At 32.6% G+C, this 22,758-nt stretch carries 17 protein-coding genes; 11 read left to right on the plus strand and 6 right to left on the minus strand.

Annotated elements, in window-relative coordinates; genetic code table 11:
- The first annotated feature begins 40 nt into the window (after nt 1-40).
- Nucleotides 41-2,659 carry a DUF6923 family protein gene (locus tag ACZ2G2_RS07480; protein ID WP_470394818.1) on the plus strand — a complete coding sequence of 873 codons (2,619 nt, stop codon included), beginning with the start codon at nt 41-43 and terminating at the stop codon, nt 2,657-2,659.
- A gap of 119 nt (nt 2,660-2,778) precedes the next feature.
- Here ACZ2G2_RS07480 and ACZ2G2_RS07485 read toward each other — a convergent pair whose 3' ends face one another.
- Together ACZ2G2_RS07485 and ACZ2G2_RS07490 are read right to left on the minus strand one after the other, a co-directional pair.
- Nucleotides 2,779-3,180, minus strand: coding sequence for a response regulator (locus tag ACZ2G2_RS07485; protein ID WP_470394820.1), 402 nt, complete (start codon nt 3,178-3,180; stop codon nt 2,779-2,781).
- The gene (locus ACZ2G2_RS07490) at nt 3,167-4,681 is read right to left on the minus strand and encodes a sensor histidine kinase (protein ID WP_470394821.1); all 1,515 of its coding nucleotides are present in this window, start codon (nt 4,679-4,681) and stop codon (nt 3,167-3,169) included. The genes ACZ2G2_RS07485 and ACZ2G2_RS07490 overlap by 14 nt, the downstream gene beginning before the upstream one ends.
- Before the next feature lie 327 nt (nt 4,682-5,008).
- On the opposite strand from ACZ2G2_RS07490, the gene ACZ2G2_RS07495 reads away from it, so the two are divergent.
- From ACZ2G2_RS07495 to ACZ2G2_RS07510, 4 genes are all read left to right on the plus strand, one after another.
- A complete protein-coding gene (locus ACZ2G2_RS07495) occupies nt 5,009-6,292 on the plus strand; it encodes an APC family permease (RefSeq protein WP_470394823.1) in 1,284 nt (427 codons plus the stop codon).
- 93 nt (nt 6,293-6,385) lie between these two features.
- The gene (locus ACZ2G2_RS07500) at nt 6,386-7,366 is read left to right on the plus strand and encodes a TolB-like translocation protein (RefSeq protein WP_470394824.1); all 981 of its coding nucleotides are present in this window, start codon (nt 6,386-6,388) and stop codon (nt 7,364-7,366) included.
- Nucleotides 7,367-7,527: 161 nt separating this feature from the next.
- Complete coding sequence (locus ACZ2G2_RS07505; RefSeq protein WP_470394826.1) at nt 7,528-8,064, plus strand: TlpA family protein disulfide reductase; 537 nt, start codon at nt 7,528-7,530, stop codon at nt 8,062-8,064.
- 6 nt (nt 8,065-8,070) lie between these two features.
- Entirely contained in the window at nt 8,071-8,838 is a 768-nt protein-coding gene (locus tag ACZ2G2_RS07510) for a thioredoxin family protein (protein WP_232782537.1), read from the plus strand.
- 81 nt (nt 8,839-8,919) lie between these two features.
- Here the strand turns inward: ACZ2G2_RS07510 and ACZ2G2_RS07515 are convergent, their stop codons facing one another.
- Nucleotides 8,920-10,980 carry a tetratricopeptide repeat protein gene (locus ACZ2G2_RS07515; protein ID WP_470394828.1) on the minus strand — a complete coding sequence of 687 codons (2,061 nt, stop codon included), beginning with the start codon at nt 10,978-10,980 and terminating at the stop codon, nt 8,920-8,922.
- 151 nt (nt 10,981-11,131) lie between these two features.
- Here ACZ2G2_RS07515 and ACZ2G2_RS07520 point away from each other — a divergent pair, with 151 nt between their 5' ends.
- The 4 genes from ACZ2G2_RS07520 to ACZ2G2_RS07535 all read left to right on the plus strand — a co-directional run bounded on the left by ACZ2G2_RS07520 (nt 11,132) and on the right by ACZ2G2_RS07535 (nt 14,896).
- Entirely contained in the window at nt 11,132-11,410 is a 279-nt protein-coding gene (locus ACZ2G2_RS07520; RefSeq protein ID WP_157823361.1) for an STAS domain-containing protein, read from the plus strand.
- Nucleotides 11,411-11,466: 56 nt separating this feature from the next.
- Nucleotides 11,467-11,745 carry a hypothetical protein gene (locus ACZ2G2_RS07525; protein ID WP_470394830.1) on the plus strand — a complete coding sequence of 93 codons (279 nt, stop codon included), beginning with the start codon at nt 11,467-11,469 and terminating at the stop codon, nt 11,743-11,745.
- Nucleotides 11,746-11,783: 38 nt separating this feature from the next.
- Nucleotides 11,784-13,028, plus strand: coding sequence for an oligosaccharide flippase family protein (locus tag ACZ2G2_RS07530; RefSeq protein ID WP_090836504.1), 1,245 nt, complete (start codon nt 11,784-11,786; stop codon nt 13,026-13,028).
- Between the two features lie 620 nt (nt 13,029-13,648).
- Complete coding sequence (locus ACZ2G2_RS07535) at nt 13,649-14,896, plus strand: glycosyltransferase (RefSeq protein ID WP_470394832.1); 1,248 nt, start codon at nt 13,649-13,651, stop codon at nt 14,894-14,896.
- A gap of 151 nt (nt 14,897-15,047) precedes the next feature.
- On the opposite strand, the gene ACZ2G2_RS07540 is transcribed toward ACZ2G2_RS07535, so the two are convergent.
- Genes ACZ2G2_RS07540 through ACZ2G2_RS07550 form a run of 3 tightly spaced genes read right to left on the minus strand, consistent with a single transcriptional unit; the run spans nt 15,048 to nt 20,862 of the window.
- On the minus strand, nt 15,048-16,562 hold the full coding sequence (locus tag ACZ2G2_RS07540; RefSeq protein WP_470394834.1) for a glycoside hydrolase family 2 TIM barrel-domain containing protein: 1,515 nt from the start codon (nt 16,560-16,562) through the stop codon (nt 15,048-15,050).
- The gene (locus tag ACZ2G2_RS07545; RefSeq protein ID WP_470394835.1) at nt 16,556-17,773 is read right to left on the minus strand and encodes a hypothetical protein; all 1,218 of its coding nucleotides are present in this window, start codon (nt 17,771-17,773) and stop codon (nt 16,556-16,558) included. Before ACZ2G2_RS07545 ends, ACZ2G2_RS07540 begins: the two co-directional genes overlap by 7 nt.
- Nucleotides 17,773-20,862, minus strand: a complete 3,090-nt coding sequence (locus ACZ2G2_RS07550) for a hypothetical protein (protein WP_470394837.1) — start codon at nt 20,860-20,862, stop codon at nt 17,773-17,775. The genes ACZ2G2_RS07545 and ACZ2G2_RS07550 overlap by 1 nt, the downstream gene beginning before the upstream one ends.
- Before the next feature lie 180 nt (nt 20,863-21,042).
- Between ACZ2G2_RS07550 and ACZ2G2_RS07555 the strand changes: the two genes are divergently transcribed.
- A complete protein-coding gene (locus tag ACZ2G2_RS07555; RefSeq protein WP_090836495.1) occupies nt 21,043-22,224 on the plus strand; it encodes a response regulator in 1,182 nt (393 codons plus the stop codon).
- Nucleotides 22,225-22,250: 26 nt separating this feature from the next.
- The gene (locus ACZ2G2_RS07560) at nt 22,251-22,748 is read left to right on the plus strand and encodes a glycosyltransferase family protein (protein ID WP_090836493.1); all 498 of its coding nucleotides are present in this window, start codon (nt 22,251-22,253) and stop codon (nt 22,746-22,748) included.
- Nucleotides 22,749-22,758 lie beyond the last annotated feature (10 nt).

Raw genomic sequence — 22,758 nt, forward strand, 5'->3', positions numbered from 1 at the left:
AAAAAGTAAATTTGTATTGTAAACAAGAAACATACACCCCATGATAACAAAACTACACACTTTTAAAAAACAAATGTTAGTACTTGCTGTGCTACTTTTAGGCGTAACAAGTCAGGCGCAAGACACGCCTTTTAATTGCGATTATAGCGCGTATTTGTTTCAGTATAACGATGTTTATGCAATTGATTTAGCATCAGGTAATTCATATCTTGCTGCAAGAGATATTACACCGGGTAATATTAATGCAACAGCTTATAATCCTGCAGATGGTTTTATTTGGGGGTATTTAAGTTCGCCTTCAAGAACTATAGTTAGAATTGGGAATGATTTTTCAACAACATCATTTACAATTCCAGAATTACCTACGGGTAATAAATATGTTGGAGATATCAGCCCAGATGGCATTTACTATTTTAAAGCCGGAGGAACTAGTTATTATAAAGTGGATTTAAATCCAAACTCTCCTACTTATACACAATATTTATCTACAGAAACGTTATCACAAAACATAAGTGTACATGATTGGGCATTTAATGCAGTTGATGGTAACTTATATGCAGTAGAAAAAAATTCAAATATTTTATATCGTATTAATCCAACAACTAGTGTTGTTGAGGCTTTAGGTGAAGTGCCAATATTATCAGGATTAAATTATACGTATGGTGCAGTTTATTTTGATGCAGATGGTCGTTTTTATATTTCTGCAAATCAAACGGGAACGGTTTACGTAATACAAAGTGTTCAAGATGTAACACCTGGCGCTACAATGGATTCTAATTTATTTGCTTTTGGACCTTCAAGTGCTAGTAATGATGGTGCGCGTTGCCCATCTGCTCCTGTATTACAAGAAATTTGTGATAATGGAATTGATGATGATGGTGATGGGTTAATTGATTGCGAAGACCCTTCTTGTTCTGGATTTGGAAGTTGCGAAGTGATTGCACCTCCAACAACAGCTAACGATGGTGGTTTAGAAAGTAACGGAAGATTGTCTGAAGCCATTAACAAAAGAAATTTTAACCGTGCTAAAACCAGTTATAAGTTTGATCAAAAAACAGCAAAGCGTGTTACTAAAGATACTAGTCGTCAAACAGGTAGTGCTTACAGAACAGCAAACAACAGTTTTGAATTACAAGATTTTGTGCCACTAAATACAATTAATGAAGACTTTGCAGTAGAATCAACACCTACAGATCTATTAAATATTACTAATGCAACAGAAGTATACTCAGTAGACTACATGCAAAATGGAGCTTCTATCGCTTCGGTTTTAGCCTTAAAAACAGAAAATGGGGTTTATGAACACACTAAATATATTTGCGACAGATTATTGGGAGCGGAATTAATTACTGTGTCAACGATGGATATTAATGATCACGCTTTTATCAAGTCTATTATAAAAAACGAAGATGGTAGTTTCGAGTATGTATTAAGCTTATCCGCTAAAGTTGAAAATAGTGATGCTAATTTTGCAGTAGAGTCACATTGGAATTTAGATTTATATGAAACTGATGTTACATTTTATAACTTTCAAATTTGGTCAGATTCGATAGACGATTTATACAGTTTAGCACAAGAGGTTCTAAATTTATTAGATACTGAAAAGCCAATTTTAGATTACCAATTGTCAGCACCTCCAACAGTTTTTGTTAGAAAAGGACATTATAATAATGGGGCTTTAGATCTTCAAATTATAAATACCAACGCAACAACAATGGTGAACTTTGATTCTGGTTTTAGAACAACAGAAACTAACGATTTTAATTACACAACGTCTAACCTTGATTTAAACGAAAACTATATTACAAACATAACAGTGCCAACAGGACACTTGTTTGATATTGGTTTTAGAATAGGTGATGGTGTTAATACACCTGATGATTTATTTATGTCTGATGGACCTTGGGGAGTTGATGATTCTGAAGCTAGTACAACAGTAAACAATTATCAAATCTCAGAAAACACAATGACTTTTGATGATCAAGATTTTCCAATAGAAAGAAACGTAGCACTAAATGCTACAACTAGCACTTATGTTGCTGCATACCGTGCATTAACACCGCGTTTTAAAGCAGTAGATGTGTCTGAAGATTATAATAGTTTTAAGCTAAGAGCAAGTGGTACTGGTAATTTAGAAATTACTTTAGTAAAGGAAAGTATTACAATTTGGGAAGAGCAATATAAAACATCAATTGCTTTAACGGAGGATTTAGAAAGTTATGCAATCATGTTTTCAGAGTTTACATCGACTTTAAATACTGAGTTAGAGGCTAATGATATTGTAACTATTGTGTTTACAATGGTAAGTAATGATGGGGTAACTACGACTAAAGAAATGAATTTACAAGATGTTCGTTTTTCAAGAGGTAATAGTTTATCGGTAAACGATTTTGAATCGCAAACAATTAATACGCTTGCAGCATACCCAAACCCAATGGTGGACACTTCAAGTATTCAGTTTGTGTCTAATCAATCGGAAACGGTACAGTTGGTTATATATGATCAATTAGGTAAAGTAGTACTTAATAGAACAGTAAAAACACAAGTAGGTAAAAATCAGATTGCAATAAATGGAGAACAATTTAGTTCAGGGTTGTATATCTGTAAATTATCAAGCACAAATGCACACTATAATCCCTTAAAGCTATTGGTTAAATAGCGCTTTCATTATAGTTTTGATTGATAGATGTGGAAACCTAAGAACTAATAATAGCATTTTACGATTGGTTTCTGCTAGGGGCAAAAGAGAAATCTTTTGCCTTTTTTTTGTTAAGATAATTATGTAGTATTTATAGTGTTAACTATATCTGTAAGAGCATCTTTAGTTATTGGTTTTACTATAAAGTCCGTAATTTGCTCGTATTGTTTTGCTTTTTCTGAATCAGCGGGATCTATAGATGAGCTAACAATGTATAAGGTTATTTTTTTAGAGTTTTCAATCTTAACAAATTCATCTAAAAATTGCCATCCGTCCATAATAGGCATATTTAGATCTAGTAAAATTAAATCAGGAATATTATTCCCAGATTTTATAATATCTCTTAATCCTGTTAAAGCTTCGGCACCGTTATTATAAATGGTAAAATTATCGCAAAACTCAGTTGCTTTTAGTATTCTTTTGGCTGCAAATATAAAAATGCGATCGTCATCAATTAAGCAGGTGGTGTCAATGTGCTTCATGTTTTAAATGTATTGTAAACGTTGTTCCTTCATTTATTTTGCTACTTACGTTAATTTTTCCGTTCATAGCTTCTACTTGATTTTTTGTAATATAAAGCCCTAAGCCTCTTGCTTCTTGATGTTTGTGGAATGTTTTATAAAGTCCAAAAATTTTCTTTTTGTGTAAATTTAAGTCAATCCCAAGACCATTATCGGATACTGTTATTTTTATAAAATCCGTGGTTTGTTGGGCGCTAATATTAATTACAGGTGTTGTATCAGGTCTTTTGTATTTAATACTGTTAGATATTAAATTAAATAAAATACTATCTAAATAAGCTGGTATAACTAGCACATATATATTGCTGTCTATACTAATGTTTATTTTAGCATCCGTAGCTATTATACTAGCTTTAAAATTAGCTAAAGCAGTATGTGTTGTTTTTAATAAGTTTACCGCTTTTAAATCTTTACTTTCTTTAGAGTTTATTATGGATACCTCATTTAGATTACTAATCGTTTCGCTTAAATTATTTACAGCCTCTTCTATTAAGGGGAAAAACTCATTTTCTGTACATTCTGGTAAATCAGTTTTCATTATATCTAATAACATTTCTAGATTACCAGAATGTGATCTTAAATTATGAGAGACAATATGTGCAAAATTTAAAAGTTTTTCATTTTGACTTTTAGTAGTGGTTAGTAATGTTTCTACTTCTTTATGGGCGACTTTACGTTCTGTTATATCTATTAAATGAGAAATAAAGTGAATGGGTTGATTATTTTCGTTTCTCAATATTGATATCGATAAAATGCAATTTATATACGAACCATCTTTTTTGATATACCGTTTTTCACATTCAAACTTGTCAGAAACCCCATCTATTAAATTTTTAATATTGGCAGGGATAATATCTATGTCTCCAGGATGAGAAAGCTTGTTTATTTTACATCCAATAAGTTCTTCCGTAGTATACCCTAAATAGTCACAAAAGGTTTTGTTTAATGTTATTATTTCTCCCGATAAACTTACCAAAGCCATACCATTTGGGGCATGTTCAAAAGTTGTACGTATAAGTTCTTCTTTTAGTTTAAGCTCATTTAGCGTATTGTTCTTTTCAGTAATATCTTGTAATACACCAATTACTTTCTTTGTTTTATTATCTTCTATTACAGGGTAAGCAACAATACGGACCCACTTTATGTTGTTTTTTGCTGTTTTTAATTGAAACTCTCTGTCGTAATGTTGTTGGTCATTAACTGCCCTAGCAAATAATAGACTAATTAAGTCACGATTATACCCTTCTAAAAAAAAGTTGACGCCTTCTTTTATGTTAGGTTGATAGTCTTGTTCTACCTCATGTATGGTTTTGGTCATTGCACTCCAAATAACGGTATCCGTTTGTAGGTTTACTTCCCAAGAGCCAATTGCAATATCTTTTTGCAAGGAGTCCATGTAGGTTAATGAAGTCTTATCTTCAGTCTTGTGTTTTTGAAATAACTGATTATAGAGTTCTTTCATGGTTAAGCTGTTTATTACTAAAAAGTTAGGGCTTTGTAGTGTTGGATTGATTGTTTTTAGCGAAAACGTAATTGGTTGATTACAAATATAATATTAAGTGCAGTTTAAAAGTGGATTAATCCGTTAAAAAACATGACTTTTGCGACGTTTTTTTTATGAAATATGTAATTGTATAGATGAAACGTTCCGTTATCAGTATTTTACAAAGTGTATTTTAAGTTGTTTTGTAGTGCGAAAAGCATTCGGTTTTTTTGGTTTTGTTGGTGATAAGTCATAAGTTTCTTTTTTTTTAATAGTTGTACCTTTAATGCTTAAAACGTAATACTAATGGGGAAACAAATAACATTAAAAGACGCTATTTCTATTGGGGTTGGAGGCATGGTTGGTGGTGGTATCTTTGCTGTTCTAGGATTAGCGGTGTCATTAGCAAAAGGAGGAACACCTGTTGCCTTTTTATTTGCAGGTATTATTGCGTTATTAACAGCCTATTCTTATGCTAAATTATCCAGGAAGTTTCCTGAAAATGGGGGGACGGTTAGGTTTGTGCATCAACAATTTGGAAACGGAGTTTTTGCAGGAGGAATTAATAACCTGCTTTGGATAAGTTATATCGTGATGTTAGCTTTATATGCATCGGCATTTGGGTCTTATGCAGCCGAGTTATTTTCTATTACAGGAGAGAAAGCAATGGATGTGCGTATCTGTCAAACCTTTATAATTATATTAGCCTTAGCCATTAATTACCTAAGTGTAAGTTTGGTTGGGCGTATTGAGTCTGTCGCGGTTATAGTAAAGTTGTTAATATTAGTTGCTTTTATAGGCATTGGATTTTATGGGTTTTCCTTACACCCAGAAAATTTACATCAATTACAGCCAAGCAATTGGGAAAGTCCTTTTTTATTACTCTCAGGAGGAATGGTGATTTTTGTAGCCTATGAAGGTTTTGAGCTAATAGCCAATTCTATTTCAGACTTAAAAGACCGTGAGAAAAACACAGAAAAAGCCTATTTTGGAGCAGTCGGTTTTGTAGTGGTTTTATACATATTAATTGCAATAGTTACCGTTGGGTCTTTACCATTTGAAAAAATAGCAAGTGCTAAAGATTATGTTCTGGCACAAGCAGCAGCGCCTACTTTAGGGCAGATAGGATTTACTATTATTACCATTACGGCTTTGATTTCTACTTTTTCTGCTATTAATGCAACCATTTTAGGAAGTGGACGCGTAAACTATGACATTGCTGAAGATCAAGAGTTACCACGTTATTTTTGCCATATTTTTTGGGGCAAACCTATTGGGTATTTAGTAACTGCAATTTTATCCATTATATTGGTTAATGTCTTTAATCTAGAAAGTATTTCTACAGCTGGAAGTGCGGGCTTTTTATTGATTTTTTGTCTAGTTAACTATATAGGATTTAAAAAGTATCAAGAATTAGAGTCTAAAAAAAGCATACATTTAATAGCTAGTGTATTGTGTCTGTTAGCTTTTTGTACGCTTATTGTCCAGCAATTTGAAACTAATGTTACTGGAGTGCTAGTCGCCTTAGGTATTATTGTGTTTTGCTTTGTAATGGAGTGGGTTTATAAAACGGTTGGCTTTAAAAAGTAAGTAAGTCTTCTTCTTCTTTTTATAGTGACGTAAAACACCCTGAAGTTGTATATTTAGGCAACAAAAAGTAACCTTTTATATATTTAAAATCACGTGAGATTAAAACACATACTATTGTTAGCGTTAACTATTAGCTTAATTTGTTTAGGATGTAAAGAGGTAGATGCTATTCAAGAAACAACTCTAAATTTAGCAGAAACTAAAAATAGACCGACGTTATTTGGAGACGGTATTATCTCAACAGGATTGTATCAACGTGATTTAGCTGTTTCTCCCGACGGGAATCAATTAATGTATACTTTGGGAGATTATAAACAACAAAGAAGAAGTTTAGTACAACTCAATAAAGTTGGTGGGGTTTGGAGTAAACCTGAATTAGTTTCTTTTTCTGGAGTTTATCAAGATATCGAACCTTTTTATACAGATCAAGGGAATACCTTGTTTTTTGCATCCAATAGACCAATTAATAACGATAATACACGTAAAGATTATAATATTTGGTATAGTCATAAGATTGAAGGTAAATGGGGCGAGCCAAAACCATTGAACAATACTATAAATACAACAGAAGACGAATTTTACCCTTCACTAAGCAACAACGGGAATCTTTATTTTACGGCAACAAAACCGGAAGGGATAGGTAAAGAAGATCTTTTTGTGTCGAAAAAATTAAATGGAGTTTATCAAAAACCGTCGGTCTTAGACAGTACCATAAATACAAAACATTACGAGTTTAATGCTTATGTTAATCCAGAAGAAAATTTGTTGATTTTTAGTTCTTATGGACGGGCAGATGGCTTTGGTGGTGGCGATTTATATTATAGTTTAAAAGACAAATCTGGTCGTTGGAGTCCATCAAAAAACATGGGAAAAGACATTAATTCTGATAAGTTAGATTTTTGCCCATTTGTAGATGTTAACCGCAACACTTTCTATTTTACAAGCGAAAGAGTTGTAGTAGATTCATCTAAAATAAATTCTATAAAAGAATTTAAAGTGATGGCTAATAGGGCTCAAAATGGCACAGGTAATATCTATTGGATAGGATTAGACGCATTGCATTTAGAGTTGTAATTTTAATAGCTCTTTTTTTAATTGAATTTTGATACAACTTGTCATATTGAAAGATGACGACTGAAGATTTTTTCTTTTTAAAAATTTAACAGAATTAAAACTACCCCAAATTAAACCTTCTTGGATTTAGAAAGTCTTATGTTTTTAACCCTTTCTTGATTTTGGAAAAAAGACACGTTTTAAAACTAAAATTACAACAGCCACTAGTGTTGTTAGTTATGTTCTGTTTATTAGTAAGCTGTAACAATACTAAAAGTGATGTTGTGGTTGCAAACAATACAAATATTCCTGTTTACAACTTTGACCAGTTAGAACCTTTATTATATACAGATAGTAGCAAAACTTACATTGTTAATTTCTGGGCCATGTGGTGCGCACCTTGCGTTAAAGAGTTGCCATATATCCAAGCCTATGCGGATAAACATCCTGATGTTGAGGTGTTATTAGTTAGTATGGATTTTCCTAAGGATATTGAAGCCAAACTAAAACCATTTTTAAATCAAAAAAATATCACTAACAAAGTGGTGATTTTAGACGATGCCGATGCTAATACTTGGATAAATAAAATAGATCCAAATTGGTCGGGAGCCATACCGTATACTATTATTTTTAATAATACAAAGCGCGGGTTTTTTGAGCGCTCATTTGAAAGTGAATCTGATTTAGAAACTGAAATAAATAATACAATTAATAACTAATTTAAGATGAGAAGAATAACTGCAGTATTATCTATGATTGCTATATGTGCAATTGTACTAGTGTCTTGTAAGGACAAAGAGAATCATAAAAATGACACCGCTTTAGAGCAAGGTGATCATAAACATGGACCGGATGGTAAGCATCCTGATGGAGATCGTAAAGGTCCTCCACATGGAGGTGACAGAAAAGGACCGCCAAAAGGAGGTAGCCCAGAGCAAACTAAAACGTTAGAAGAAATTGGAGGGTATAATATTGGAGACGTTGCAACTGATTTTAGTCTTAAAAATGTAGATGGAACAATGGTGTCTTTAGCAAGTATTAAAAATGCTAAAGGATATATTGTGACCTTTACTTGTAACGAGTGTCCTTTTGCAAAATTATACGAAGACCGTTTAATAGCATTACATAACACCTATGCACCACAAGGTTATGCTGTAATAGCAATTAACCCAAATAGTCCTGAAAATGAAAAAGAAGGTTATGCAGCAATGCAAGCAAGAGCTAAAGAAAAAGGATTTCCGTTTGTCTATTTAGTAGACGAAGGACAGAAGATCTATCCACAATACGGAGCCGTAAGAACACCGCACGTATTTGTATTGGATAAAGATCGTAAAGTCCAATATATTGGTGCAATTGATGATAATTCTAAATCGCCAGAGGATGTAAAAGTTAAATATGTAGAAGATGCGATTAAAGCATTAGAAGCTGGTAAAAAACCAACGGTTACTCTAACAAAAGCAATAGGTTGTCCAGTAAAAGCGAATAGAGGATAAATTAATAGCACTATCCTTTACTAAAAAACACAAGCGTGAGGCTTGTGTTTTTTTTATGTCTTATTTTAAATGTTATTTATTTTAGTCCCTAAATACAGGCTTTTCAAATAGTAACCATTTAAATCTTAAACCAATTTCATTAAAAGTAAATCCAGCAGCAGTTGCAGACGCAATGTTACTTCGTGTACCAAATAAGTTTGCCATACAACGCTCTGAGAATTTATAGCCTAATTTACCTTGTATTCTGTATGTACTTTGACTACTGTCATCTTCTATATATTGTAACCCCGTAGCTGCAGTTAACTCGTAAAACCATTCTTTAGGTTTTGCGATGTTTTCATCTTTAATCAGGTTTGCAAAAACCTCTACTGCATTAAACGTTTCTGGAGAGAAATAGATTGTAGGTACTTGGTTTTTAAACGTAATATATTGGTAGTTTAAACCCGCCTTAAGCGATGGTTTTGGTAAGATATTGTAGTATAATGAGGTAAACAATAAGTTTCTGGCATTACTATCACTTTGGCTTGTGTAAAAGTACTGCGTAAACCAACCCAAGTTAAAATTAGTGTTTAAACTGTAGTTAGCATAAAAGTTGTTTTGTACAATTTCACGATCTAATAATTCAGCATTAAAACTCTGTAATTCGCGTTTATAACCAATAGTTAAATCTTGTAATTTAAAAGGCTTAATATTAAAAGAGACATCCGTTAATAACTGTGTATAGTCGTTAGTTGTTGCTTTAGCAGAAGTGATTCCTGCTGTACCTTTGAAAGTTACGTTTGGTAGTAATTGGTAAGAAAGACCAAAGCTTGCGTCATGCGATGTTGCTTCGTTGTTTGTCACTGGGTTATTTGTACTTCTATAGTTGTAGCTTCCTAAAAGTTTAAATTTTGTTGAAAACGGAAACTCTAAATTATTATTAAAAGCAAAAGCTTCGTTATCTCCATTATCAAAGGTGTAAGATGCTTTTCCTTCGTAAAAAGGGGTAAATGTTGTGTTTAGGTTTTTAATAAAGTTAGAAGCATCCTTTTGGTTGTCGTAAAATTTTAATGTGTTTTCGGCAGAGGTGTAAGCTGCTTCATATTTACCTAAAGCTTTTAATGCATTAGCATTTCCGAGGTTACCATCAAATGATGTGCTATCGTTAACCAAAATTTGGTCGTAATCTTTAACACTCTTTTTAAAATCACTTTTATAAATATTAAGGGTAGCACGCAATGCTAGTACCCAATTTTCATTAGGTTTAGTCTCAACTATTTTCGCGATAAGCGTATCTGCAGTTTTAAATTTTTTATTCCAAATTAAGGTTTGTGCATAACGCTCTGTAGTTTGTTGTGTTAGGGTTGTATCTGTTGTATCCTCTAAACTATCATATGCTTGTTGACTTAATTGTAAGGCGTCTTTTTCTTTTCCGTTTAAGTGAGCGACTAGAGCAGAACCGTTTAATGCTGTTATTTTATTTTCAGGATTTTGGGCTAAAATGTCATAGGTTGCTTTGGCATCGTCTAATCTGTTGGCAATTAAATAGAGGTTGGCTAAGTTTAATAACGTGTCTTTGTCATTATTAAACAAGATTAGGTTTTTCTTTAATAAAGCTTCGGCTTCATCATATTGTCGCGCTTGTTGCTTCTGGTATGCGTAACCTAAATACATGTACTTTTTAGAGGTTAATGCATTTGGGTTTCCTGGTAAAACGGTTAATGCTTTATCGACATAGGTTAACGCGTCTTCGTATTCTTTTAAATTAGAAAGTGTGTTAGCATAACTTAATAAGGCCGGAAAACTTTTCGGGTCTTCGTCTATTAGGCTTTTAAAATAGGTTTTTGCTTTCGGAAAATTACTATTCCATAATAATGACTCGCCATAATTTAATTTCACCTCAAAATCTGTTGGGTAATCTGCTAATAGATTTGTAAAAAGGGTATTGGCTTCTTCTGGTTTTCCGTTTAAACCAATAGCACGACCATAACATAGTCTTGCTGTTTTATTGTCGGCATGATCTTTTAAGATGGTACTAAAAAACGTTTCCGCTTTAGCGTATTGTCCAGTTTCTAGATAAGTAAAGCCTTCTTGCATGTCTTGTGCATAGCTAAAAACAGAGGTTAAAAGTATAATAAGTAGGTGTATTGATTTGATTTTCATGTTCTGGGTTTTAATCAGTTGCAAGTTAAGCATTCATTTTGATTCATTCACCTACACCAATGGTCCACTCGTCGAAATTCAACTGAATCTGAGAGGTTTGAGTTGCATCTTTGTATCAGAAATAAAGCAAAACAATTTAAAAATTACATTTATGGCACTTACAATATTTAGAAACGATAACACATTTATATTAGACGGTAAAATAAATGCAATGACAGCAAGACGTTTTGAAAAGCATGTTAATACCACTTTTAAGACTATAAAAAACTTAACGATTGATATTAGTAAAGTTACTGAAATTGATACAAAAGGCGTTGCTGCTTTAAAGGTTATTTATAAAAAAGCAAAAACTGAAAACAAAACGTTTTCTATTGTTGGAAGCGGTTGTAAAGATATATATGAGGAATTATTAACCATGAATATCGCATAACCCAGGCACAAAACAGATCCCAAATCAAACCTATAACAATTATAAAATCTACTATTATGGCACTTAAAATTACACAACAAGACAACACAGTTACTTTAGAAGGAACATTAAATACTAAAACAGTAAATAACTTTAAAATACATTTTGGATTTATTTTAAATGCTTTTAAAAATGTGACTTTAAACATTGATAAAGTGACAATAATTGAACCATGTGCGATGCAAATATTAAAAGCAATGTATGTAAATGGTGTTGTAAACCAACAGATGTTTTTTGTGGAAGGTAATAGAAGCGAAGAAATTTATGAAGCTTTTCAATACCCACAAGTAGCCTAATTATTATTATTATTATTATCCTTTAAACCACTAATCAGATGCAAGTTTTATCTCTTTTAAAATCGAAAAAAATATCTCCAGAGCAATTGTTTATGCTAAGTGTATTGGCAGTAAACGGAGGGAACTACTTGTACAATCTTATTTTAGGACGTGTATTAGGACCTGCTGAGTTTGCAGATGCTGCTGTACTGATTACCTTTTTATTAGTATTGTCTTTTGTAGCCATGACGTTTCAGTTAGTGACTGCTAAGTTTTCTGTAATTTTTGAAAACGAGACGTTTACTAATTTTGTCTCTAAAATTTATAAAAATGCAACGTTTGTTGGATTAGGATTAGGGGCTTTAATTATTGTGTTTGCAGGACAATTGCAAGCGGTTTTTAATACGTCATCGTCTAGCATGTTTACCATTTTTGGAATAGGAGTGCCACTTTATTTTTTAATGAGTGTTAACAGAGGGGTATTTCAGGGGAAAAAGGAATTTAAATCATTATCAATTACTTATCAAGCTGAAATGCTAAGCCGATTAGTAATTACGTTAGCCTTGATTTTTTTACTTGATGTACAGTCATCGGTTGTGATTGCTATCGGAATTTTAATCTCTTTTGGATTTGGTTTAGTGCCTTTCAAATTTAAAAACTTAAACTTTAAAAAATCAATTGCTATTGAAGCTAGTCAATCTAAACAGGTTAAAAGCTTTTTTATAATTACAGCGTTTTATGAGCTGACACAGATTATAATTAACAATAGTGATATCTTATTAGTAAAACATTACTTTGATGCTTACGATGCGGGATTATATGCATCATTAGCCTTAATAGGTCGTATTGTATACTTTGTAGCTTGGATGTTTGTCATGTTATTATTGCCAACCGTGGTACAGCTTAAAAAAGAAGGAAAAGCAACAGCGCCTATTTTATTTAAATACGTTGGTTACATCGCAGCAATTGCCACAGCAATAGTTATTGGTTGCGCTTTGTTTCCAGAAACCGCAATTACCTTATTGTTTGGAGATAGTTATTTAGCAATGGCTCCACTTTTATGGAAGTACGCTTTAGCAACTGGTTTGTTTGCTATCTCAAACATCTTTGCTTATTACTACTTGTCTTTAGATAGATATATTCCTGTTGTGATCTCTGGAGTTTTCGGAATGTTACAAATGGGCTTAGTTATCTTTTTTCATGAAAGTTTAGAGCAAGTAGTGCACATGCAAATTATAGCAATGGTGTTACTGTTAGTTATCCAGGTAATCTTCTTCATGTTTGATTCTAAACTGAAGAAATAAAAATGAATTTATATTAAATTAGTCTTTACATATAAATTAAACGGGAAGGAGTTGCGGTTTTAACTGCAGCTTTTTCTGTGTTATAATAGTTTTGGTTTTACTATTAGTCCGTTTTATTATGCAACCTTTTTAAATTCAGTTTAATATATATTTTTTTTATAATGATTTGTAAGGAGTTGAATTTTTTTACGACAATTTACATGTAAATATGCGTAAATTATGTATATTTAAAATGTAACACTACTTTATTACAGAGGGTTACAGAGCGCTTCTTCTCAATTAATTTTAAAGTGAAGAACTAAAAATGAATTTATATTAAATTAGTCTTTCATATAAATTAAACGGGAAGGAGTTGTAGTTTTAAACTGCAGCTTTTTCTGTTTTATAATAGTTTGGTTGTTTAATCTTCTGCTTGATTAACAACCAAACCACAATACTAGCTAAAACAGCGTAATCTTCTAAAAGTGAGTCTGTTTAAGTGTTTTTTAAATTGCAAATCTACACTTTATTACCATTCGTCTACAGTAACTTGCAACCTGTCTAAACTCACCTGAATATGTCTCTTTAATAACGCAAATTTGTAGTGTAATTAAGAAACAATATATTAAAAACATATAATAATGAAACTAGCAATCGTAACAGCATATCCACCAAGTAAGGTAACTTTAAATGAGTATGCTTACCATTTAGTAAAGCACTTTAGACAAAAAGAAAATGTTACTGAAATTGTTTTATTAACAGATAAAACAGAAGGAGCAAAAGATATTGCTTTTACAGAAGATGGTTGTAAGATTACAGTTAAAGAGTGCTGGGCTTTTAATAGTTACACAAATATTTTAAATGTAACTAAAGCTATAAGTAAAACTAAGCCAGATGCAGTTTTATTCAACTTACAATTCATGAAGTTTGGAGACAAAAAAATAGCAGCAGCTTTAGGATTAATGTTACCATTGGTTTGTAAACTAAAAAAGATTCCTAATATCGTGTTATTGCATAATATATTAGAAGAAGTAGATTTAGGATCAGCAGGATTTACAAGTAGCAAAATCATGCAAAAAGTATATGGTTTTATTGGAACAAGCTTGACAAGGTTAATCTTACAAGCAGATACTGTAGCGGTAACAATGCAAAAATATGTTGACATTTTAGAGAAAAAATATAAAGCTAAAAATGTGACATTAATTCCGCACGGAACTTTTGAGATTTCTGAAGAAAAGCCAGAATACGATTTACCACAAGGTCCTTTACAAGTTATGACTTTTGGTAAATTTGGAACCTACAAAAAGGTAGAGGGTATGATTGAAGCGGTTGAGAAAGTAAGAGCGTCTACAGGATTAGATCTTGAAGTTGTAATTGCAGGAACAGACAACCCAAATGTGCCAGGTTATTTAGCAAAAGTCCAAGAAGATTATAAGCATGTGCCGCAAGTACGTTTTACGGGGTATGTTGAAGAATATGAAGTGCCAACCTTATTTAAAGAAAGTGCGGTAGTTGTATTTCCTTATACATCAACAACAGGAAGCTCTGGTGTTTTACATCAAGCAGGAAGTTATGGTAAAGCAGTAGTGATGCCGGATTTAGGAGATCTAGCTTTATTAGTAAAAGACGAAGGTTATAAAGGTGAATTTTTTGAACCTACATCTGTAGATAGTTTAGCAACAGCAATTGAGGCTATTGTAACAAACGACACTCACAGAATTGCTTTAGGGAAATCTAATTATCAAGCAGCAACAGCGTATCCAATGGAGAAAATTGCAGACATGTATTTAAATAAGTTTGATGCTATTATTGCTAAAAAGTCGCCAAGTAAAACAGCAAGAAAAACAAAAGAAAAAGCAGTGGTTTTAGAGCCAACAACAATAGATTAATATAAGTAAACGATACCTTTTTTGCCCCAAGCAAATAATATATCAAGTGTCATTTTATTGACATTATTATCGAACAATCTCAAAATTAACCTACTTAATTTGAGATTTTTCGTTTTTATAAGACTAAAAATAGTTGTAAAACAGACAGTTACTAGTGTGTAATATATTTAAACGATGCCTTTTTTACACCGTTTTTGTTAATAAACCCAAACTTTTTCTGGGTATTACGTCTCCAAGGTCTGCGTCCAACTACAGCAGTTGGTACATCAACAAAATCATATAAAGTCCAAGACATAAATTGCAACTTATTAGAAGCAATAATCTCTTGGATTTTTTTGTGGTAATTAGCTTGATCCTCTTCAGAGCTTCCAAATGGTTTCCAAAACCCACTATACGATGACATTCCAAATTCTTGTAATACTAGCGGTTTGTTTGGTATTTGGTTTTGCATTGTTTTAATAGCAGCGTCTAATTCGCTTAAGCCTTCATAATAATGAAACGAAACAATATCTACTTTGTCTTTTAAAATTGGTGCACTTTGGGTATTAGACCAACCAATAGTTACAGGATGTACCTTATCTATAGATTTTACTAAATCTATCATGTTGTCTAGCCAAGCAATAACCATATCTTTTCCTCTAGACTCAAAATCAAGGTTTGGTTCGTTTTTAATATCCCAAGCAATAATAGCATTGTGGTCTTTAAAAGTAGACACGATGGTTTCTGCGTGACGTTGATTTAAGGTCCAATTCATTACAGAATAATCACCATAAAAATCAAATAACGTTACTACTACTTTTAGGTTTTGTTCTTCCGCAGCATCTAAAGTTTGTTTTAATTTTTCTAGCTTTTTAGGATCTACATCAGCTTTTCCAAAGTCATCATATTGCACAAAAATTCTAACCGAATTTAAGCCAGCGTCTTTAATAACTTTAAAGTCGTTGGCAATTGTGTCTTTCGCGAAAGCGTCACCAAACATATTCCAAGGTGTTGCTTTTGGATAGTAATTAATTCCTTTAATAATTAAACTATCAGTTTCAATTTTTGCTATTTGTGGTGCGTAAGGCTTCGTGTTTTCTTTAACTAAATGTCTAATACGCCAAAATCCATCTTCTAGCAAAAACACCATTTTGTAAGTTGAGGTTTCTGTCGTTTCTAGTACTAATTTTTCAGCTTTAAACACCCGTTTATATTCTACAACATTTCTATCTGTAATGACAGCAAGTTGCCCGTCTTCACTAAAAAACTCTAAAGTAGGTTTGTGGTTTAATGTCGTGGCTTCAATGGTTGTGTTTTCAGCTTTGTTTAATTCTATAAATGCATATAGGTTTTTTCTAGCGCTATCGGTATAATAATCTTTTATACCAGCAGTTTTATTGCTTTTGTAAGCCACTTGTTTGACATACCAAGCATCTAAATAATCGTTTTGTAAGGCATTTAGATTTTCGTTATCCATTGGGCGACCTTCATTGTTTAAAGGTTCCCAAATTAATTTTGGAGCGTATTGTTCAACTTTTTGTATTTCGGTATGTAGCATCGTACTTCTGTCTGCTCCCGTATTTAAGTAACTAAAAAGCGCACTTATACCGGATATAATTAAGGCTACAATCATAATATATGAGATTATTAATATGGTACGTAGTATGTTTTTATTAAGACCTACCATAGTTTTTTGTTATTAAATGTTTTATTTATTCCAGCAGTTTCAACACTAAAACTATACGTGTCGTTTTGATAAACAGCCGGCTTTAAATTAAAAGTAACATACCCATTAAAAGATGTTTTTATAATGGTGTCAATAAGCACATTGTCTTTGTAAATTAAAAGTTTGACGTGTAAACCATCCGGAATCATTTGCTCCATAAAACTTTGTAAAGGACCAACTAAAATTTCACGATTTTTATTAGCAAAAGCAACATCAAAATCTTCAATAACACTTTGGTAACTTAGTGTAATTGTATCGCTTTCTGCCATACCATCAACATAGGCTTTAATGCTCCAGTTGTCTTTAAAATCAGGATGAATAATTTTAGAGTGTGCAACTCCATTAATAGTCGTTCCTGTGGTTTTTAAAATATTTCCGTGGGTGTTGGTTATAAAAAAGGTAACAAATGTACCATCGCTAACCACATTGTCTTGCTTATCTTTAATTACAGAGGTATTAAAAGTGGTTACCTGATTTCCGTCGGCGTAGTTATGTGGTCGTTTTGCCGAAATTTTAAAATCTGTAGGAATTGCAGCCCATACATTAATGGTAAATTCTTTAGAATTAATTCCTAAACTTTCTGAAGAGACAAGCATCCGTCCGCTTTCTCGCTTAGAATTAATGTTTCTCCAGGCAATTAAATTATTAGTAAAGATATCGTCGTTTTCTTCGGAAGCTAAAAACTGAAACCTCACATTAACCTTTGTGTTTGTTGGTAGAGGATTGTCTAAAGAATCTGTAGGTATAACTACCAACATGGTGTAGTCTGTTCCTCCGGCTTCAATACTTGGAGGTCCAATATAGGTTTCCATGGTTGCGACTTCTGCTTTTGGAATAATATTAAATTGACCGGCAGCAGATTTATTTTTGTCTAATACTATCCAGTTTACAACGCCAATTTTTTTGATTATGTTTTCCGGAATTATATATTGAAGCATACCTCCTTCGTCTATAGCCGAAACTAAAGTTGATCCATAACTATTAGAACAATACAATAATGGTTTTTCGCCTTCTGAAGCAGTAAATTTTAAAACAATTGGCTTACCAACATTATAATCTGTTTGCGTCGTTACTAATTGAATAGGGTTAGTAGCGTCATTGTGTTGCACAATAGCAAACGATGATAATAAAATCAAACCTAAAACAAATATGTATGTGCGTTTAAGTAGCATTAATTTGGGCTTCCTATGTATGTGTTAATTTCTATTTTAATATAACTAAAATCAGGATGGTCAATTTTTTGTAATTGAGCATCGCTATGGTTTTTAATTCTGTTAGGGACGACTTTTCCAGCAATGGCATCGTTTGGTAAACCATTTACAAAAATGTTTTTCATGTCTGTATTAACTATTTTCACCTGACCGTCTTGTAATATGTGGTATTCAAAATCTTGCTTACGTTGTTGTCTTACACCTTCTTTTACAAATAGGTGATCTACCCAAACCATGTCTTTATTTTCGTCATAGTAAGTTACTAAAAGTTGAGGGATTGTAATCTCTTGGATGCCGCTATTAAATAAGTTTCCGTTTATAATACTGTCTTTAATGCTAATGGCACTTAGCACTACGTTTTTGTATAAGTCAGATCCCGAAACATTTCCTGCAACTTGTAAGTTAAATTTTGTTGGTTGTTCTTCAAATTCAATAGGTGTGAATTCGTCTGGGTTAAACGTGTCTGGAATAGAATCTTGCGTTCTGGACCAAGCAATACCTTCAAAGTTAATACGGAAACTACTAGACTCTTTAGGCATTAGTTTATGCTTAACGTGGTACTTTGCATTATACGTTGCTAGTTGCTTGTTGTTATCGTTATAAAGTGTGCCTTTTAAAATAACATCTGCAGGGACATTATCTACGTTTTGGACTTCTCCAATTATAGCGTAACTACCATCATACTGCACTAATTTAGCTGAAACAACTTCTAAAACAGGCTGTTTTAAAATGTCTTCATGGTGTGTTGCTTCTGTTGTAATGCGTCGTCTTCCTTGATTAAAATACTTGGTTGCATTATCAGAGTATAGTTGATCTGGAGGTAAATCGTTATTTAAATCGTCTGGTTGTAAATACCATTTACCTTTACGCCTTGATAATGATTTATAGTCAATTTTTTCAATTTTCTCTAAAGGCGTAATCCATTGACTAGTCACTTTTGCAGAGACAGTACTGTCGTTACGTTTTGTAATTTCGGTTTCAATAGCATCCATTTTTGCATAGCTACTTAGTAAACCATCCGTTACCGATATCTCTAGCATATATTGTGCTATTGGTAAGTTGTTTTCAGGATCTATTAAGCTGTGCGCTTTTTCAAATTCTTTAAAATCTAAAGCATCGTAATATGCAATAATAGCATTTTCTGGACTGCGTTGCGAATCGTTTTTTAGATAGAATAAGTAGATGCCATAAAACACCGCTATGGCAAGAATTAATGACCAAACGTGGGTGATTCTTAAAACATTTCTATTAAACTTATTATAGGTAGTCGGAAACTTTAAAAAATCTGGAACTGGTTTAATACGTGTTTTTAAAGCATTAACCCAAAGCATTTGTATGTTTAAAATAAAGGCGATTAAAACAGTTAGAAACGGAATGATTCCCCACATTAATTTTACCCATTTTGCAACATCTTCTTTAGGTAAAATAGAAGATACTGGCGGAATGTTAAGGCGTTCCCAAACCATAATTCCATTTTCTAATTGTCGTAAACGTTGCCAGCCACAAAAGTAAAGGATGGGATCGTAAAACTTATCGTTAGAAAATATGTACTTAAGATTGTATTTCTCTGGCGTTGTTAAAAATTGCTGTAGTGATCCAATTCCGGCAACACCTTTAAATTTAGAGTTTTCTAAACGCTCTATTGGTCGTGTGGTTAATTCTGGTAATCGTCTTGCAGAATGGTAGTTTCCATCTACAGTCATAGCATTAGTTTGCGCACTTAACCACGCCATTTGGTCGCCAAAACCTAGTGTTAAAAAACGCCATTTATCATGATCGTCTTGATTTAAGAAATTAACGATAGGTAACATCTTTATTTTCTGTGGTTGTGACGGTCTAAAATAGTTTAAACTCATGGTAAATACAATCATAAATACCATAAGTCCGGCTAATATTCCGCCAATAATACGATGGTAAATAGCGCCAAATTTAGACTGAATAAGTTCCTTTAAATCACCTTCAACAAAACGATACACAAATTCGCCCATTAAAGGAATAGATAATATGGACGCCCAAAGTGTAAACCTATCTAAGGTTAAAATATTAAAAGCAGTTTCGCCTAACATTTTTAAAGGCACGGGAGTAGTTCCTCCGGTACCTAATATGGTGCAAATTGTTATTGATAATCCAAAAAATAAGTAACGTTTGCTGTAATATCTATAAAAAATATAGGGTAATAATATTAGTAAAATTCCCCAAGGAATTAAAAAGAAGACTAAGCCGGAGGATGTGATTTCTAAGAAATTATCGCGAGAGCCATGCGGAATGGGTACTTGAGTAATTGGATTGGCTTTGGAGTTTAGCCAATATGGAAAAATACAACCTACAATTAAGACTAATGAAAGCATCCCGAAACTTACAATACGCTTAAACAGTTTAAAAAAACTGTTTAGAAATAGCTTGAAAGTCACTTCTTTCATGGTGTCGACTTGCTCGCGCGAAACATCCATAATTACCATTCCTATTAAAGGAAAAATAAAAAAGATCATTCCAAAAATGGGCGTCACATGGTGTGAGGTTACCGTGACTGCTATTAGTGATAAGGAGGTTGCTAAATACCATTTCTTACCGGTTTTTAACCATAAATATATCTCAGGAAGGGAATGCATTAAAACCGAAACCCCAACGATACTAGGTAACTGTCCAAAAATATGAAGCGTTTCTACAAACGACGAGCTAAACACAGCCAACACACACGCATAACCTGCAACGGTTTTATTAGCCGTCATCATTAGAGAGAAACGATACGTACCAGTGACAAATAGTACAATTGCAATTAAGGCAACACTAAACATTCCAAACTTTAAGCCACCAATCATGGACAGTAGTCCAATGGTTTGATGCACTAAAGGCGGATAACTTTGTACTGTAAAACCAGTGTACCACTCGTAGTTCCAAGGTTCAAACCAACTGTTTGCATAATGATCTGCAAAAAATAGGTGTATTAACGCGTCATAAGTAGTTTCCAAAGTAAAAAATATGGCACTACCATGAAACGCCAATGCTAAAAGAATGGCGGTGATTAAAAATTTGTTTGAGGTTTCCTTCATATAAAGCCTAAGCTGTAATAATATGGTAAAGATAAATAAATATAATAGTGGTTTGATTTTTAATTATCTACAGCAATCTACCATTCGTCGACACTTAACTATAGGTTAAACTAAATAACAATTTCAAGGCTGCTTTCTCCTGTACATTTGTACCATCAACAACACTTAAACACACTTATTATGAAAGTTTTAGCAATAGACGACCAACAATTAGTATTACTGCCTTTACAAAAAAGATTAGTAGAGTTAGGATACGAAGTAAAAATAGAAACAGACGCCAACAAAGGTTTAGAGATATTTGAGTCTTTTAGTCCGGATCTAGTAATTGTGGACATAAACATGCCAGGCGTATCTGGATTGGAAGTTGTAAAATATATTAGAATTACAAAAAACTCTCAAACGCCAATCATGGTTTTATCGGGAGATACCAAAGACGAAACAATAACTGAAGGTTTTGAATTAGGTATTAACGATTACATGAAAAAGCCATTAAGCTTAAACGAAATTAGTGCACGTGTAAAACGATTAATTGGTGCTCCAGAAGTACAAAACACAGTGACTAAAAGTAATGTAATAATACAAGAGCGTTGTGTAGGTGTTGTCATCCCTTGTTATAATGAAGAAGAGCGTTTATTAAGTGAAGAATTTATTACTTATATAGATAAAAACTCTGGTTACCATTTGTGTTTTGTAAATGATGGAAGTAAGGATAAAACATTAGAAGTTTTAAAAGAATTGCAAAAAGGAAGAGAAGATTTTATTACAGTTTATGATTGTGAGAAAAACGGAGGAAAAGCAGAAGCTGTTCGTTTAGGAATGTTACACATGGCTGAAAAAGAAGATTTAGATTACATCGGGTTTTTAGATGCTGATTTATCTACAGACTTAGCAGATTTTGATGATTTAGTTAAAACTATCGAAACTACAGAATTTAAAATTGTAAGTGGATCACGTATCTCTAGAATGGGAGCAAATATTACAAAGGAATCTGCAAGAAAAATAATCAGTTTAACCATTAACTTTATTATCAGAAAGATTTTAAAAATGGACTTTAAAGACACGCAATGTGGCGCTAAAATTTTCCATAAAGATGTTATTGATATCGCTTTTGGTAAAAAGTTTGTAACACAGTGGATTTTTGATGTAGAAATTTTTAAAAGAATGAGTATCCATTTTGGATTAAAAGAAGCAAAAACAATGCTTTGTGAGCAGCCATTAAAAAGATGGATTCATGCAGATGGTTCTAAGTTATCAATGAAAGATTCAATAAAAATTGTTGGACAACTTGGACAAATTGCTTGGGTGTACAGATCAAAAAAGAAACACACAAAAGCAACCTCAAAAGACCTAAAAGTAGCCTAATTACCAACTTTCTAAATCCCCAAATCATGAAAACAGGTATCATAATAATTTTTCATAATAACGAAAAACATATAGACACAGATATTTTTGTAAAACAACTTCGTCAGTCAAATAACATCCAGTTTTGCTTAGTTAATAATGCAAGTAAAGACAATACAATGCATGCTTTACAAGAAATAAAAGACGCTGGATTACCAAATGTATCTGTAGTAGATATAAGAAAATTTAAGTCAGACGTTTCGGCAGTAAGAGCAGGAGCAAGATTTATGTTTAGTCAATTTAACCTAAAGCATTTAGGATACATTTCAACTAATTTGCTAAATATTAAATACCAAGGATTAAATGGTTTAGTAAGAGCAATCAGCGAAAACCATGAAGTAATAGTCGATTATAATGTCGAAAATTTAAAAGAACGTGGTATTAAATTAACACTATTTCAAAGTCTATTTTCAGTAGTCGAGTATTTGAAAAAGCTAAATGTCAAGAATAAATTTGTTAACCGTCAGTATTTAAGTAAACTATAAACCGCTAATT

Source organism: Olleya sp. KKT75 (genome assembly GCF_055635485.1).

Excerpts from the sequence above, each read along its gene's own strand:
- ACZ2G2_RS07480 (WP_470394818.1), top strand. The coding sequence starts at position 41 with ATGATAACAAAACTACACACTTTTAAAAAACAAATGTTAGTACTTGCT.
- ACZ2G2_RS07485 (WP_470394820.1), bottom strand. The coding sequence starts at position 3,180 with ATGAAGCACATTGACACCACCTGCTTAATTGATGACGATCGCATTTTT.
- ACZ2G2_RS07490 (WP_470394821.1), bottom strand. The coding sequence starts at position 4,681 with ATGAAAGAACTCTATAATCAGTTATTTCAAAAACACAAGACTGAAGAT.
- ACZ2G2_RS07495 (WP_470394823.1), top strand. The coding sequence starts at position 5,009 with ATGGGGAAACAAATAACATTAAAAGACGCTATTTCTATTGGGGTTGGA.
- ACZ2G2_RS07510 (WP_232782537.1), top strand. The coding sequence starts at position 8,071 with ATGAGAAGAATAACTGCAGTATTATCTATGATTGCTATATGTGCAATT.
- ACZ2G2_RS07515 (WP_470394828.1), bottom strand. The coding sequence starts at position 10,980 with ATGAAAATCAAATCAATACACCTACTTATTATACTTTTAACCTCTGTT.
- ACZ2G2_RS07520 (WP_157823361.1), top strand. The coding sequence starts at position 11,132 with ATGGCACTTACAATATTTAGAAACGATAACACATTTATATTAGACGGT.
- ACZ2G2_RS07525 (WP_470394830.1), top strand. The coding sequence starts at position 11,467 with ATGGCACTTAAAATTACACAACAAGACAACACAGTTACTTTAGAAGGA.
- ACZ2G2_RS07530 (WP_090836504.1), top strand. The coding sequence starts at position 11,784 with ATGCAAGTTTTATCTCTTTTAAAATCGAAAAAAATATCTCCAGAGCAA.
- ACZ2G2_RS07535 (WP_470394832.1), top strand. The coding sequence starts at position 13,649 with ATGAAACTAGCAATCGTAACAGCATATCCACCAAGTAAGGTAACTTTA.
- ACZ2G2_RS07540 (WP_470394834.1), bottom strand. The coding sequence starts at position 16,562 with ATGGTAGGTCTTAATAAAAACATACTACGTACCATATTAATAATCTCA.
- ACZ2G2_RS07545 (WP_470394835.1), bottom strand. The coding sequence starts at position 17,773 with ATGCTACTTAAACGCACATACATATTTGTTTTAGGTTTGATTTTATTA.
- ACZ2G2_RS07550 (WP_470394837.1), bottom strand. The coding sequence starts at position 20,862 with ATGAAGGAAACCTCAAACAAATTTTTAATCACCGCCATTCTTTTAGCA.
- ACZ2G2_RS07555 (WP_090836495.1), top strand. The coding sequence starts at position 21,043 with ATGAAAGTTTTAGCAATAGACGACCAACAATTAGTATTACTGCCTTTA.
- ACZ2G2_RS07560 (WP_090836493.1), top strand. The coding sequence starts at position 22,251 with ATGAAAACAGGTATCATAATAATTTTTCATAATAACGAAAAACATATA.